At 40.1% G+C, this 13,872-nt stretch carries 15 protein-coding genes; 2 read left to right on the top strand and 13 right to left on the bottom strand.

Going from position 1 to position 13,872, the window contains the following annotated elements:
• The first annotated feature begins 19 nt into the window (after positions 1-19).
• Entirely contained in the window at positions 20-232 is a 213-nt protein-coding gene (locus ACK8HY_RS03725; RefSeq protein ID WP_077435202.1) for a DUF6965 family protein, read from the top strand.
• Between the two features lie 149 nt (positions 233-381).
• Here ACK8HY_RS03725 and ACK8HY_RS03720 read toward each other — a convergent pair whose 3' ends face one another.
• The 7 genes from ACK8HY_RS03720 to dinB all read right to left on the bottom strand — a co-directional run bounded on the left by ACK8HY_RS03720 (position 382) and on the right by dinB (position 8,089).
• Positions 382-750, bottom strand: a complete 369-nt coding sequence (locus ACK8HY_RS03720; protein WP_077435204.1) for a response regulator — start codon at positions 748-750, stop codon at positions 382-384.
• A gap of 252 nt (positions 751-1,002) precedes the next feature.
• The gene (locus tag ACK8HY_RS03715; protein WP_077435206.1) at positions 1,003-1,206 is read right to left on the bottom strand and encodes a YwbE family protein; all 204 of its coding nucleotides are present in this window, start codon (positions 1,204-1,206) and stop codon (positions 1,003-1,005) included.
• Between the two features lie 66 nt (positions 1,207-1,272).
• A complete protein-coding gene (gene rseP / locus ACK8HY_RS03710) occupies positions 1,273-2,598 on the bottom strand; it encodes an RIP metalloprotease RseP (RefSeq protein ID WP_077435208.1) in 1,326 nt (441 codons plus the stop codon).
• Between the two features lie 15 nt (positions 2,599-2,613).
• The gene (locus ACK8HY_RS03705) at positions 2,614-3,771 is read right to left on the bottom strand and encodes a 1-deoxy-D-xylulose-5-phosphate reductoisomerase (RefSeq protein WP_077435210.1); all 1,158 of its coding nucleotides are present in this window, start codon (positions 3,769-3,771) and stop codon (positions 2,614-2,616) included.
• 15 nt (positions 3,772-3,786) lie between these two features.
• Positions 3,787-4,593 carry a beta-carotene 15,15'-monooxygenase gene (locus ACK8HY_RS03700; RefSeq protein ID WP_077435212.1) on the bottom strand — a complete coding sequence of 269 codons (807 nt, stop codon included), beginning with the start codon at positions 4,591-4,593 and terminating at the stop codon, positions 3,787-3,789.
• A 153-nt stretch (positions 4,594-4,746) separates the two neighbouring features.
• A complete protein-coding gene (locus tag ACK8HY_RS03695) occupies positions 4,747-6,873 on the bottom strand; it encodes a DPP IV N-terminal domain-containing protein (protein ID WP_416132809.1) in 2,127 nt (708 codons plus the stop codon).
• Between the two features lie 118 nt (positions 6,874-6,991).
• Positions 6,992-8,089, bottom strand: a complete 1,098-nt coding sequence (gene dinB / locus ACK8HY_RS03690; protein ID WP_416132808.1) for a DNA polymerase IV — start codon at positions 8,087-8,089, stop codon at positions 6,992-6,994.
• A 311-nt stretch (positions 8,090-8,400) separates the two neighbouring features.
• Between dinB and ACK8HY_RS03685 the strand changes: the two genes are divergently transcribed.
• A complete protein-coding gene (locus ACK8HY_RS03685; protein WP_077435220.1) occupies positions 8,401-8,805 on the top strand; it encodes a hypothetical protein in 405 nt (134 codons plus the stop codon).
• Positions 8,806-8,827: 22 nt separating this feature from the next.
• On the opposite strand, the gene ACK8HY_RS03680 is transcribed toward ACK8HY_RS03685, so the two are convergent.
• The 6 genes from ACK8HY_RS03680 to ACK8HY_RS03655 form a co-directional block, all read right to left on the bottom strand.
• Positions 8,828-9,781, bottom strand: coding sequence for an exonuclease (locus ACK8HY_RS03680; RefSeq protein WP_416132807.1), 954 nt, complete (start codon positions 9,779-9,781; stop codon positions 8,828-8,830).
• Between the two features lie 4 nt (positions 9,782-9,785).
• The gene (coaE, locus tag ACK8HY_RS03675) at positions 9,786-10,367 is read right to left on the bottom strand and encodes a dephospho-CoA kinase (RefSeq protein ID WP_416132806.1); all 582 of its coding nucleotides are present in this window, start codon (positions 10,365-10,367) and stop codon (positions 9,786-9,788) included.
• A 9-nt stretch (positions 10,368-10,376) separates the two neighbouring features.
• On the bottom strand, positions 10,377-11,327 hold the full coding sequence (locus tag ACK8HY_RS03670) for a hypothetical protein (RefSeq protein ID WP_120258309.1): 951 nt from the start codon (positions 11,325-11,327) through the stop codon (positions 10,377-10,379).
• Between the two features lie 137 nt (positions 11,328-11,464).
• The gene (locus tag ACK8HY_RS03665; RefSeq protein ID WP_416132805.1) at positions 11,465-11,761 is read right to left on the bottom strand and encodes a hypothetical protein; all 297 of its coding nucleotides are present in this window, start codon (positions 11,759-11,761) and stop codon (positions 11,465-11,467) included.
• A 340-nt stretch (positions 11,762-12,101) separates the two neighbouring features.
• On the bottom strand, positions 12,102-12,584 hold the full coding sequence (locus tag ACK8HY_RS03660; protein ID WP_416132804.1) for a hypothetical protein: 483 nt from the start codon (positions 12,582-12,584) through the stop codon (positions 12,102-12,104).
• A 232-nt stretch (positions 12,585-12,816) separates the two neighbouring features.
• Positions 12,817-13,797, bottom strand: a complete 981-nt coding sequence (locus ACK8HY_RS03655) for a BtrH N-terminal domain-containing protein (protein ID WP_416132803.1) — start codon at positions 13,795-13,797, stop codon at positions 12,817-12,819.
• Positions 13,798-13,872 lie beyond the last annotated feature (75 nt).

The following is a 13,872-nucleotide window of genomic DNA, read 5'->3' as shown; positions in this document are numbered from 1 at the left end:
AAAACACTATTTTTGTTGTATGACGCCAGAAGAATTAAAACACTATTTTCAGTCCAGGGACTTACCCAAATCATTGGAAATACAACAAGATATGCAAGTGTTTGATGTGGAAAGATTTATCAGCACCAGTTTTATCCATGTTGGCTTATGGAAAAAAGATCTGAGTAAATGCCCTGCTTGGGTCAGGCTTTTAAAATTTAAGGAAGCACTGGAAAATAATGAAAAAGTCTAACAAATTGTTAGGCTTTTTTTGTGAATGTTTTTGGTGGCTTTTATATTCATTAAGGTATATGAGCTCCTTATGTCCAATCTATCGATCATAGAGAATCTCCAAGTCAACTTTAATCTCCGTGCATTTATGGGCGGATCAAGTTTTTAAGCTTAGCAAATTTGCTGTAACAAAGCAGACATATCTTCCTTGGAGAAAATCTGCTCTACGCCTCCAGCCAACATTTCGATCCGTTCGCTTTCGTCACTACTTGAGGTCAGACCAAATATACGAATAGAAGGAAATTTGTCCCTGACAATCTTTGCAGTCTCAATACCGTTCAGGATCGGCATGTGCAAGTCCAATATGCACACTTCAGGCAACGTTTTAGGATGTTCAATTAAATAATTGATCAGATCTCGCCCATTAGAGGCACAATAAACCAAATCCAATGAATGGGATTGGGCCATAGCCTTCATCATCACATGATGAATCATCGCATCATCTGCGTAGACAATCTTACATTTACTTTTGGTATCCATTCGAAAAAGAGATCATTCAGCTAATTATTACAATAAAATTCTATAAATATGTAATAAAATAAAAAATATGGAAATAAGTTAACAATAATTATGTTCCTATGCAAATCTTATTTCAAAATACACATCACGACACAACGATCTTATTCAATTCAAATTGAATAACAATAACTTCATTGGGGAGCTATAGTTCATTAGCTAAAATAGCTGAACAATTAGGAGTAAGGAAAGATTTAATTTAACGCTAAAGCGTCATTAAAAGTCATCTTCTATAATTTCAGCCACTCGTCCTACTTGACCATCAGTCAGCCTTACTTTTATTCCTCTTGAATGATAAGGTGAGGATGTCAGTAAATCCTTTACAATACCTTCAGTAAGATTCCCTGTTCGCTGGTCTTTTTTTAGAATGATATTTACCAACATTCCGGGCTTTACATCCGCTCTATTTCTTCCGTCCATGGTCAAATTTAAGAAATAAAAAAGGAGTTTTCCAAAAGAAAACTCCCCTATTTTTTGTTGGATAAGCTATTTGAACAACTTAAAAATATCGTTACCAAATATAAACACCATCAGTCCCAAAAGGATAAAGAATCCGACCATTTGTGCTTTTTCGAGAAATTTTTCACTCAGCGGCTTCCCTTGGATCATTTCGATCAGTAAGAATACAACGTGACCGCCATCCAGTGCCGGAATAGGTAGTAAATTCATAAATGCAAGAGCCATTGAAAGCATACCAACCAAAGACCAGAACCGAATCCAATCCACTTCAGTACCGAATAAGGTGGCAATACCGATAGGACCAGATAGGGCTTTATCAGCACGTACCTCCCCTTTGAATATTTTACCGAATCCTTTTGCATTATCCGTGATTACCGTAAATGCTTTTTTGGCACCTATTGGGAAAGCCTCCATAAGTGTATAATTCGTTGTAAACGATTTAATGGAATAATCGTGATTGATACCAATCCCTAACATAGCATCCGCAGGTACATTACCCTTTAGGGCAACCTCTGTTCCTGCACGGATTACTTTGATGACAACAGCTTTATTGGCATTTGCTTTAATCAATGTTCTGAATTGATCAAAGAAAGGTACCTGAATATCATTTACTGCCACGATACTATCCCCTTTCGCGAAGCCCATTTTGCTGGCTACGGATCCAGCAGCTACTTGCGCCACGCTTGTTGTTTTCACGCGGGGTTCAATGAATTTTTCTCCTTTTTTATCAGACAAGGTATTCAATAAATCCGCTGGTACTTTGATTTCTTTTGTTGCGCCATCCCGTTCTACCGTAAGGGCCACACCGCCCATCAGGACTTTAGAACCAAGCAACTCCGAGTAGTTTTCAACCCGGTGCCCATCTATTGCGATCACTTTATCACCCGCTTTAAGACCGATAGATTCACCAATAGAGCCCGGTACGATACCGTTTACCAGTTGATCCATTTTGACATCGGTATTCCCCATTTTAAAGGTCAGCATCCAAAAGACAAGGATACCCACGATGATATTGACGATAATACCACCTAGCATCACGATCAGACGTTGCCAGGCTGGTTTTGAGCGGAACTCCCAAGGTTGTGGCTCTCCTTTCAGCTGTTCGGTGTCCATTGACTCATCGATCATACCGGCAATTTTCACATAGCCACCCAGCGGTAACCAGCCGATACCATACTCACAACCTTTATAGTTGAATTTAAATAATTTCACTCCCCATGCATCAAAGAACAAATAGAATTTCTCCACTTTAATTCCAAATGCACGTGCTGCTAAAAAATGTCCTAGCTCATGTAGAACAATTAAAATTGACAAGCCTAAAATCACTTGTCCGACCATAATTAAAACACCCATGTATGCTTTCTATATTTAATCTTTGATTATTTCTTTTGTTATTAACCTTGCCAGCCGATCCGTCTCCAGATAGTCCTCCAGTGTCGGACTGGCGATAAATTCCACCTTTTCCAGTGTATGCTCAATGAGATCACTCATCTCCAGGAAGCCAACTTTATCCGCAAGAAAAGCAGCCACCACCACTTCATTTGCAGCATTCAATATACAGGATTTATTTCCACCGGCCCGAAGCGTTTCGTAAGCCAAGGCTAGGTTGCGAAAAGTCTCCATATCTGCCTTTTCAAAATGGAGCGTTGGATAATCCATAAAATTGAACCGTTCAAAATTATTTTCAAATCGGGCGGGATAGGTCAACGCATATTGAATAGGCAGCTTCATATCCGGCAGCCCCATTTGTGCTTTCATAGATCCATCTTCAAATTGAACCAGGGAATGTACGATCGACTGCGGGTGTACAATGACATCCACCTGATCGATCGCTAGATCAAAGAGCCATTTCGCTTCGATCACCTCTAGTCCTTTGTTCATTAAAGAAGCGGAATCTATCGTAATTTTGGCACCCATAGACCAATTGGGATGTTTTAGCGCCTGCGCTTTCGTTACCTGCAGCAGTTCCTCCCTTTTTCTTCCACGAAAAGGCCCTCCAGAAGCCGTCACATAAATTTTCTCGATTGGATTCTGATCCTCTCCGACCAGACATTGAAAGATTGCCGAATGTTCAGAGTCTACGGGCAACATGTTGACACCGTATTCCCTGACCAAGGCCATAATGAGTTCACCGGCAACCACCAGGGTTTCCTTATTTGCCAGGGCAATATCTTTTCCGGATTGAATAGCCATGACCGTAGGTTTTAAGCCTGCGGAGCCCACAATTGCGTTTAAGACAATATCGATTTCAGCGTACTGCACCGCTTCAATCAAGCCCTCTTCCCCATATAATACCGTCGTGCGCTGAAGCGCCAAGGCTTCTTTAACTATTTTATATTGGATCGGATCGGTCACAACGACCGATTTTGGTTTAAACTCTAACGCTTGTTTGATCAGTAAGTCACCATTGCTACCGCATGTCAGAACAACAGCTTCAAACTTATCCGGAAAGGCTCTAATAACATCCAAGGCCTGTGTACCAACACTGCCCGTTGCCCCTAAAATGGCAATTCCTTTTTTACTCAAAACCTTCTCTCTTTATTAAAATATATTATTCAAAATCTTCGGATCCTCTCCACCGTGGTAATCCGACATCATTTCCCGGTAAGCTACCGAAACAACGATACAGGCCAAAGGTACCACCAGAAACGAGCTCACAAGGTTCAAAATAATAAAAATTATGTAATATTCTAAATAATTAAAATACATCTGCAGTAATTGAAAAAAAGCAAATACCGCCAAGATTAATAATAATTTGAATACGTTGCCCTTGGTCAATGCAAAGCTAAAGCGTAGTGACTTAAAGGTTCCTGCATGTTTATCAATGATAAAGAAGGGGTAAAATGCAACACGAATAATCAAAATAAAAGTCAATATTGCAGCTACAAAAACGACAAAGACAGTAAACTTACTCATGATTTCTGCCCGATTTTCGCCATTTTCAAACAAATATAAAAACGGAAGCGATACAGCACCCAAAATCATCAATAACGCAATGGATAATACCATAATACTTAACATTGCGCCGAAAAAATAAGCCAGTTCCTTACTGCTCGGTACACAATGAATCAATTTCTTATCCTGGTTGCCATCGATCAGATTGAGGATGTATTTAAACAAAGTAAGGTTCAGTCCAAAATACATGACCATAAAAAAGAAGGCCATAAAACCGCTCAGTACCACATTGAAATCACTGATTGTTGTTGCCAAAAAATTGGATAAACCAGAGGTGATAAATAGCAAAAAACATAGGCCAGCAACAGAAAAATAATGCTTTTTCAATAGCTCCAACGACCTATTAAAAACTTCATTTACGGCAAAAGTACTTTCCTTTAGGAATTGAATCATTTTTTCTTTGAATAAACTTTTACAAAGATGCCATTATTTTTAATTTCCAACAATTTACATTGCTATAAAATTGATATTTTTTGAGTTTTTTAACATAAAAAAATCCCCTATCTTAACAAAAGATAAGGGATTTGAGCAGAATTACTGTATAGGTTACTTAAACTCTTTTGGAAGAGGTTTCTCCAATAGATATTGATAGTAAAAACGGGCACGCTCGTTAAAGTCATATTTACTTTTTGAACGGTCAAATCCATGACGGCTGCCCGGATAGATCATCAGTTCAAAAGGTACACTCCTATCTGTTAATTTATCAACCAGTTGCGTGGTATTCTGCAGATGTACATTATCATCCATATCACCATGCATAATGCGTAGGACACCTTTATAATTATTTACATAAGTTAATACCGATCCAGCTTTATAACCATCCGGATTATCTTGCGGCGTATCCATCCAACGTTCGGTATAATGGGTATCGTAAAGTTCCCAGGATGTTACCGGCGCACCGGCAATACCAAAGTCAAATACATCGGCAGCTTTAGTCATCGCCAAACAAGTCATATAACCACCGTAGCTATGACCTGTGATCAATACCTTGTTTTTAGCCACCCAAGACTGAGATTTCAACCATTTTACGATCGTAGAATAATCGATAATCTCCCAATGTCCCAGATTACGGTGCATATAAGCTACGCCCTGCTTACCAAAGTGACCAGAAGCCCTGTGATCCGCCGAGATCTGGATAACACCTGCATTCGCCCAATACTGATTGCCGGTACCTTTCCAGGTATCCTTCACAGTACCCGCATCTGGGCCACCATAGATAGTGAAAACCACAGGATAAGTTTTCGATTTGTCAAAATCCGTAGGATAAGTGATCGTCAGTGGCAGATCAAATAGACCATCATCCGATTTAACATGTAGATACTCCGTTTTACCGTAGGTGTACGAACTAAAGTCCGCAGCTTTACTATCCGCCAATTGGCGTACCACCTTACCTTGATTGTCGACCAATGCAAAACGATCCGGTGTACTCACATTAGAATATCGAGTGATAAAGTACTTACCGTCAGGCGATACATTTACGTCATGTGAATAATCGCCAAAGGTTAGACGTTTCAGATTTTTACCCGAGTAATCTACACGGTAAAGATCAAAACGGGCCGAATTTTCCTTACGTGCGGTAAAATAAAGCACCTTATTTTTCTCGTCTATCCGTTTGATTTCGGTCACCTGCCAATCGCCGGATGTAATCGGATTTACTAATGTTCCATCCAACTTGTAAAGGTAATAATGTGCCCACCCCGTTTTATCCGACTTTAGAATATAATATTTATTGTCAGCAAGGTAAGTAATGCGCTCATCATGATCCAGATTGATCCAGGAAGACTGACGTTCATCATAGATCTCTTTTTTCGAACCGGTATTTGGATCCACCTGGTAGAATTTCAGGTTATTCTGATCCCTGTTCATCCATTGTACCATGAAATTTTTACTATCGAAAGCCCAGTAAGGTTGTCCGAAATACTGATCGTCTTTTTCATTGAAATCTGCCCAGGTCACCTGTCCACCATTTAGTTGAACAATCCCCACTTTCACTTCAGGATTCGGATCGCCCGCTTTCGGATAACGTGTTTCCTCCAGATAACCATGTTGTCCTTTGGAGGCGTATATCGGGAACATAGGCACCTTGGTATCATCAAAACGCATAAAAGCAATCTTTTTGCTATCCGGAGACCACCAAAAAGCTTTATAATTTGTAGGACGTCCCAAGATTTCCTCATAATAAACCCATGAAGACCAACCGTTGTAGATCACATCGGTACCATCATTAGTATACTGCGCCTCTTTCCCTGTCGCCACTTCTACGCTATATAGATTGCTTTTACGTGTGAAGGCAACATATTGACCATCTGGAGATAAAGTCGGATTCTGCTCAGCAACATCAGGTGAATTGGTCAATTTTTTTGCCGTACCTGAGCCATTTTTGATAAAAATATCATTCTTCTCTACATAGACTACCGTCCCCTCCTTAGCAGGAATGGTATAAATGCTTCTTTTCCCCGATTTGACGTTGACCTGATAGAGCTGGCTATCATTGACGTCATTTTCCAGATAAGCCGTTCCATCCGCCCAGCCCGGATATTGATTTGTGCGCACTGTCAAAGACGGCTTCTGTCCCCAGGATTGCGCAAAATCCAATTTCTTCTGTGCAAAAGTCAGATCATGCACAAAAAACACAATAGATGCACCTAAGAGCACTCTTGATACTGTATTCATTAATTCTCGGATATGTTTATTAATTATTTCAGCTAAGATAAAGAATTGTTGTAAATAACCACGATTTTACCTGTAACAAGCTTATTCAGCTCCCTATACATGTGATGGCTATCCCCTCTTAGCGATAATTCTCAAAAAGAGCAAGTTGGATACCCTCTTTTGGAAAATCTGTCTCCTCGACAAAATTAGAGATCGAAACCCCTAGCAGCCGAACCTTATTTGCTAAGGCGATCTTACTCAGCAAACTATGGGCTGTTGAATAGATTTTCTCCTCGGAGTCGAAACAGGTATCTAAAGTTAAACTTCGCGTCAGCTGAACAAAATCAGCATACTTTAGTTTCAGGGTCAGCGTCCTACCTGATATTTCCTTTTTGCCGATTCGTCCCCAAAGCTGCATGCTCAATCTTTGCAGTATAGCATTGAGTTCTTCAAAAGTTTCGATATCAGCCTCAAAAGTATCCTCTATCCCAACCGATTTGCTGTTTCGATTGGGTGTAACCGGCCGGTCGTCTATTCCGCGGACAATGCGGTAAAAAAAATGTCCGGTCTTGCCAAACCAGCGTACCAGATCGTCTTCCCGTTGCTTTTTGAGATCCATCCCCGTAAATAAACCCAGCTCATGCATTTTTTTCGCCGTCACCTTTCCCACACCAAAGAATTTCTCCACCGGCAAGGACTCCATAAATTTCAGGATCTTTGAAGGACCAATAAATGTAAGGCCATTGGGTTTATCCATATCCGAGGCGATCTTGGCAATAAATTTATTAACGGAGATTCCTGCCGATACCGTCAGATTAAGTTCTTCTTTGATTGCCGCCTTAATGGCTCGGGCGATGTCAATGGCTGAACCGATCCCCTGTTTATCCATTGTCACGTCCAAGAAAGCCTCATCCAGCGACAAAGGTTCAATTAAATCTGTATAGCGCTGAAAGATTTCCCGGATCTGATAGGAAACCTGCTTATATACCTCAAACCGGGGTCGGGTAAATATGATGTCCGGGCAGAGCTGTAGCGCTTTTCGGGAACTCATGGCTGACTTTACACCAAATTTTCGGGCCTCATAGCTGGCCGTGGCCACTACTCCCCGTCCATCCGGTGAACCGCCCACGGCGATAGCTTTACCCCTATACTCCGGAAAATCCCGCTGCTCCACAGACGCATAGAAAGCGTCCATATCCAGATGGATAATTTTGCGATATGTTTGGGGCGAATCCATTACCCAAATTTACAAAAATTAGCAAGAATCACTATATACAGCAACAAATACTAATATAATTAGTCCATAAGACCAGTTCTCAGGCAATTAATTTTTTAATTAGCACCAACTGGTATGCCTGCTGGTGCTTTTTCGCCTCTTAGATACAGATCATGCGCTCCTTGTGGACCATTCTCGCATTTACGCTGATACTTTTTCAAAACTTTATAATTGGCCGAGTTCTTGTGTATGATGAACTTGGACAGCTTTGCGCAAAAATATATTAGAATAAAATGAAAAGTAAATAATACAACAAAAACGAGCAAAAAATTATGGAAGATTTACCGCAACAAAAAAAGACTAAATCTGGATTTAAGAAATTTTTATTTCTTCTGATCCTATTTTTGTTAGTAGGCTTTGGATCTTATGCTTACTGGAAATACTATTATGTATTTGGTGAAGGGGTGAAATCCGGCTACTTAAACTATGCTGTCAAAAAGGGCAATATATTTAAGACCTATGAAGGAAAACTGATTCAGGAAGGGTTTGGTAGTGTTAAAACCGGTGGAATTGCCAGCAACCAATTCGAATTCTCCATTGAGGACGATTCTATATTTCGTCAGCTTGAACTCAATAGCGGTAAATATTTTGATCTTCAATATAAGGAGTACCACGGTGTATTACCTTGGCGTGGCAATACAGTGTATGTTGTCGACAAGATAATCAATATGAAATAATAAGGAGGGGATCAGCCCTCCTTTATGCGGAAAGCACATCTCGTACCATTAACCTATCGCCAAAATAACTTTTGAGTATGGTACCATCACCATGCAATGTCCATACCTCTTTCGGATCAACTATCTTAATATAATGTAGAATATCGTTCCAGTCCACATGATCGGAGATATACAATTCAATGTCATTCTGAGCCTGTAAACGTTTCCATCCAGAAGCGAAAGCCCTTAATACTTTTGTCGCCCTAAAATAACTATTGAAAGTCATGGGGGGTACCAGATAAACCTTGTTCTGTTCCCCCTGCTTCATTTCCTTACGGTTGTAAGGTTCGTAAGTCATTTTTTTAAGTCCATGTTGATCGTATAAGCGATGGTATGGCAATATGCCACTATGTACCAGCACCCTCCTTTCCGGACAGTACCTATTGATCAGGTCTGTGATCCGTTGCGCCTTCCCCAGCACGTAAGTCCCCAGTAGAATATTACTCGCATGTCCCTCCAGTTTCTTGATCTCCTGAATGGGATCTGGATGGATAATCTCAGGATTTGCAAAAGTACTCTCAGTAATTAGTACATCAGCCTGTCGGACTTCGATGGCTTCACAGGTTTCGTCACCCTGAAATTTATAATCACCTGTATATAAATAGCGTACCCCCTGGTATTCCATTAAAATCTGGGCCGAACCTAAGATATGCCCGGCTGCTAAAAAAGTAATTTCGACCGAACCTATTTTAAAACTGCTATTAAACAATTTGATCTGGTACGAATCCTTCCGGTTTTGCTTATAGCGATAGCTCATAAACAATGCTGTTCCGTTTGTACAATAGACATAATCATGTCCTGAACTAGCATGGTCACCATGGGCATGAGATACCACATTATGTGCTACGGGGCTACCCGCATCAATAAAAAAATTGCCATAACGGCAATAATATCCTTCCGGTTTTCTGACCAGAAAGTCAGACAGTATGATAGACATATATTTATTTTAGAAATTTTTGATGCAATTTCCACACCTGCGGTAGTAGTGGAGTGATCCCATCATTAACGATGACAAAGTCCGCAAGTTGCAGTTTTTCTTCGTCAGACAATTGTTTATTGATACGTTCCCTTACCTGTTGTTCCGTTGCGCCATCGCGCTCGATGACACGCTGAATGCGAATATCCATCGGTGCAGTAACCAATATGGTATAATCCAGCTCTTTGTAAGAGCCACTCTCAAAAAGCAGCGCAGCTTCTTTGAGCGAATAACGTGTAGTCTGGCGCTCAGCCCAATCTTTAGCTTCCTGGATGACAATGGGATGTACAATGCTGTTCAGGAGTCCAAGTTTATCCTTATCCGAAAAGACCATATTGGCCAGGAATGCCCGGTCCAGCAGACCATCTTTGTATGTTGCGGCACCAAACTGCGCAATAAGCTTTTCCTTGATCCGTACATCAGTATTCATTAATTTTTTAGCTTCCTCGTCTGCATTATAGACTGGTATACCTAGGGCTTCAAAAAGCCTACAGATAAACGTTTTTCCGGAACCTATTCCGCCTGTTATTCCAATTTTCAGCCCCATTTTTGTTTTCTATTTTCGCACAAAGAAGTCCACATTCTGAGGCACAACGCTGATAATCTTACAATAATCCGGCACCTTGGTCAACAAGATCGGTAAATATTGCACCTCATTTTTTTCCCAGTCGGCCAGGTCCACCACCGCTTCGAAATCACGGGATGTATAATTATTATAATCCTTGACCGACATCAGCACAGTGATCACCACTTTACTCGGATTGGGCCTCACGGAGCTATAGCGCTGTCCATTTTCAACTTTTACGGGCAGTTCGATGACTTTCTCGGTCAACTCTCCTACCGGCATCAGCACCTCCACAGATGTGGGATAGACATTAATATTTCCCTTTTGATTGCGAGTAAGATTTGCCACAGTGCGCACATCAGTCTCCACCTCTTTCCCACGTACGGTATCCGTTTCCCAATATTCTATCGTCGAAACATCCTCATAGGGCCCTGTTATCGTCACGTATGCAGGCGTAACCTTCGTATCAGCGATAACACCATAGCCCCTTTTAAACAAGATATTCGACAAAGGTTTTACAGGAACCTTTCGCTGTGTTTGTTTTGAAAAATCAAAAAACAAGGTATCCGGGCTCACCGACACCACACGTTGTTCATGCGGAAACTGGCGGTTGATAAAACCCAGCTGATTGGAAAACACGATCCAATCTTTTGTTTTCAGCGAGCTAAGGTCCACCTGTACCTTGGGCGTTTCCAACGCAGCTTTCGAAAACAAGAACTGCCAGCCCGTCATTTCGAGCTTTACTTTGACCGTATCCGATTGTTGTGGATGAAAAGCCCGTTTTTCGGGTAGATTGACGTATTCTATCGCAGCCTTGACAGACACGGTATATTGGTTGGAAATCGAAAACAACAACCAAGCCAGCAACGAAATTGCAACACAACGCACAAAGATGTTGATCTTGCGTCGTTGGGTCTTATTTAATCGAACTGCGTTTGCCATGTTACAAACTTAATCAATTTGCGTAAAAATCAGTTCTTAGTGGGATAAAAACTTGGATTGGAAGCAACCTATCCTTTCAGTTTCTTAGACTAAAGCTTGTGGTGGAGGGGTACGATTGATTTATTCATAATCCACAGCTAGCGTGTATTCCGTACCAAGAATCCGCCTTCTTTTTTATCTTCAATAATAAAGTGGTTTGAAAACCATTTATTATTGACTTTTTTTTCATCTAAGATTGCAATATATCCCACCCGTTCTGGATCTTCAAGATACAAGTCTCCATAAATATATTCGTATAAATAAATACCGGAAAAATCACAAGGATCATAAATAATATAGGATTGAGAATTTATATTATAGCGCTTTCGAATGTAGATGACTATTTTTTTGAACTCCAAGGTTTCTGTTGCTGATAATCCTGGAAGTTTTTCCAATTTATTTACCTCTCTGGGATTAGAATGATACCGAGTTCTGTCATTAAAATTTATCTCTTCTTCACCAATTGCTGTTTAAGACAAGGATATCCCTTCATCACTTGAAATAAAAGAAGGAGACATCTCCTGATATCTGGTCATACGATCAATTTTCTTTTCCAAATCCTAAATTTTAACTAAACACTCTCTAAGATCTTTCATCTCTTCTGATGTAAACTTAATTTTATAATCGCTACAACCATAAAAGATAAATTCCACAGAAAAAAAAAGTGCTACTCTCATTTTCAAATATTGGACTTCGATTCTATAGGGACAGGTATCCACGTGTTCTGATTAATTGCTATCCTTCGTCCTCTCGAAGCTTAATAATTTGTTCCAATGCTTCTACATCAATTTGATCTTTAGGTCTATTTACAGCCTTCTTATTAGCAATCAATTGGTTAATATGTAAAAAGGGAATTTTCACTGCCTCAATCTCCGCGATGGAAGCAAGTTGAAGACATTCATCAAAAGAGAAACCTTCTAAACCCTTCATTTCCGTTAAAATATCCAGGCGAAGACCATTATTTAAATGGAAGTCAGTCCATCCAGCAATATAAGGGATTGTTTCCAATTGAGGTATATCACCAAGATCGGATAATCTGAATGCCTCTCTTAATCGTTTTCTATTATCTAAAGAATCTTTTATCCAGATATCTAAATCTCCTGTAAATCTTTGAAAGCCATGCAAATTCGTCGCATAACCTCCAATCATAATATAATCAACCTTCGATTGTTCGAGATTTCTCCAAAAGTTTAATATCTCTTCATCAAATATATCCATAGACTATTTTTGAGGAAAGGGTTTATGTAGAATTTTGGCCTTTTTAAGCGTTTGCTGAATTTTGTAAAGACGTGTAGCCATTTCAAATCGTTCTTTATATGTACGGCTAAGGCCTTCCTTCAACAAAGCAATCTCAGATTCGCTAAATGACCGTGAGGCATTTTCTTTGTTACTATACATAGTATAAACTTAGTTAAAAAGTATTTCTTTACAAAGATACATGATTATTTGGTCATTCATTTAATGTGCTTAATATCTCCATAGCCTTTTTCTCTTTATCAGCTAGGATTTTGAGTATCTCCGAAACCTGTTGCATGTACTCAATCCGAGCTGTCTCACCGATTTGATAAAATAAGTCTGAAACGGATTTCCATAACAAAGCTATTTCCACAAATGCTTGATATGCTTCGCGAAGTTGCTCAGTCTGGAGCAGATCATAACTTTCTTTTAGGAAATCGCGATATAAATTTCGGAACAACGCACCTCCGGTGCCGGCTTTTTCTATCAGATTAGCGGCCATTTTAAATTCGGCAGCGACATCCTTACTCCTATTGAACCATTTTATAAGCTCCTCACTGGCCTTCACAATTCCCTTGTAAGAAATATTTGTGATAGGCGGGTTCAGGTATTCGTTTGCATTGTTAACAATAGCGGTAATGACAGACTTTTTTAAGTCAAAATCTTCACTCCTTCGTTGTATCGTGTAGTATAAATTATTGGATGCCATTGGCCCCTTCTCCGCTCTTGCTAAAGCCAGACTTTCGAGTGAGGTTTTGACTATCCCACCCTGTTGTCTGGTATCGACCAAAAATGCATTTCGGTCGTCGTAACCATAGATTGCAACATAGTGTCCAGCGAAATGGAATGGATTTGTGAAATATTCAAGGTAGTAGGCGTCGAGTTTGAGTCCAACGATTTGCCCCGCATCCAACAACTGTTTGACCTGTTTCCAGGCCTTTGCTTTCGAGCTGGTTTCCCTTACAGTAAGCTCGAGGTTGAGATGGTTACAGAGATTCTTTGTTAGTAGATCAGTCTTAATGCGTCCACCCAGAAAGGGGAAATCCATTGTTTTCATCTTCCAATAGATAAAACTAAGCCCCTCTCCGAGTCCAAAAAGCATGGGTTCGGAAAGTTCAATTCCAAGCTGCCGCAGTAATGTCCCTGTGGCTGTGGTTTCACAATGTTGTCCGTCAAACGGTTTTAGATTGTTCATGATATTTTCTTTTGCCTAAAATTATACGTATGGACTGACATCTTTATGTCAACAGGCCAACTACTCAATAAAACA

Source organism: Sphingobacterium sp. NGMCC 1.201703 (assembly GCF_047784615.1).
GTDB lineage: Bacteria > Bacteroidota > Bacteroidia > Sphingobacteriales > Sphingobacteriaceae > Sphingobacterium.
Note: the sequence above shows the minus strand (reverse complement) of the source record. Positions and strands in the feature narration are given on the sequence as shown.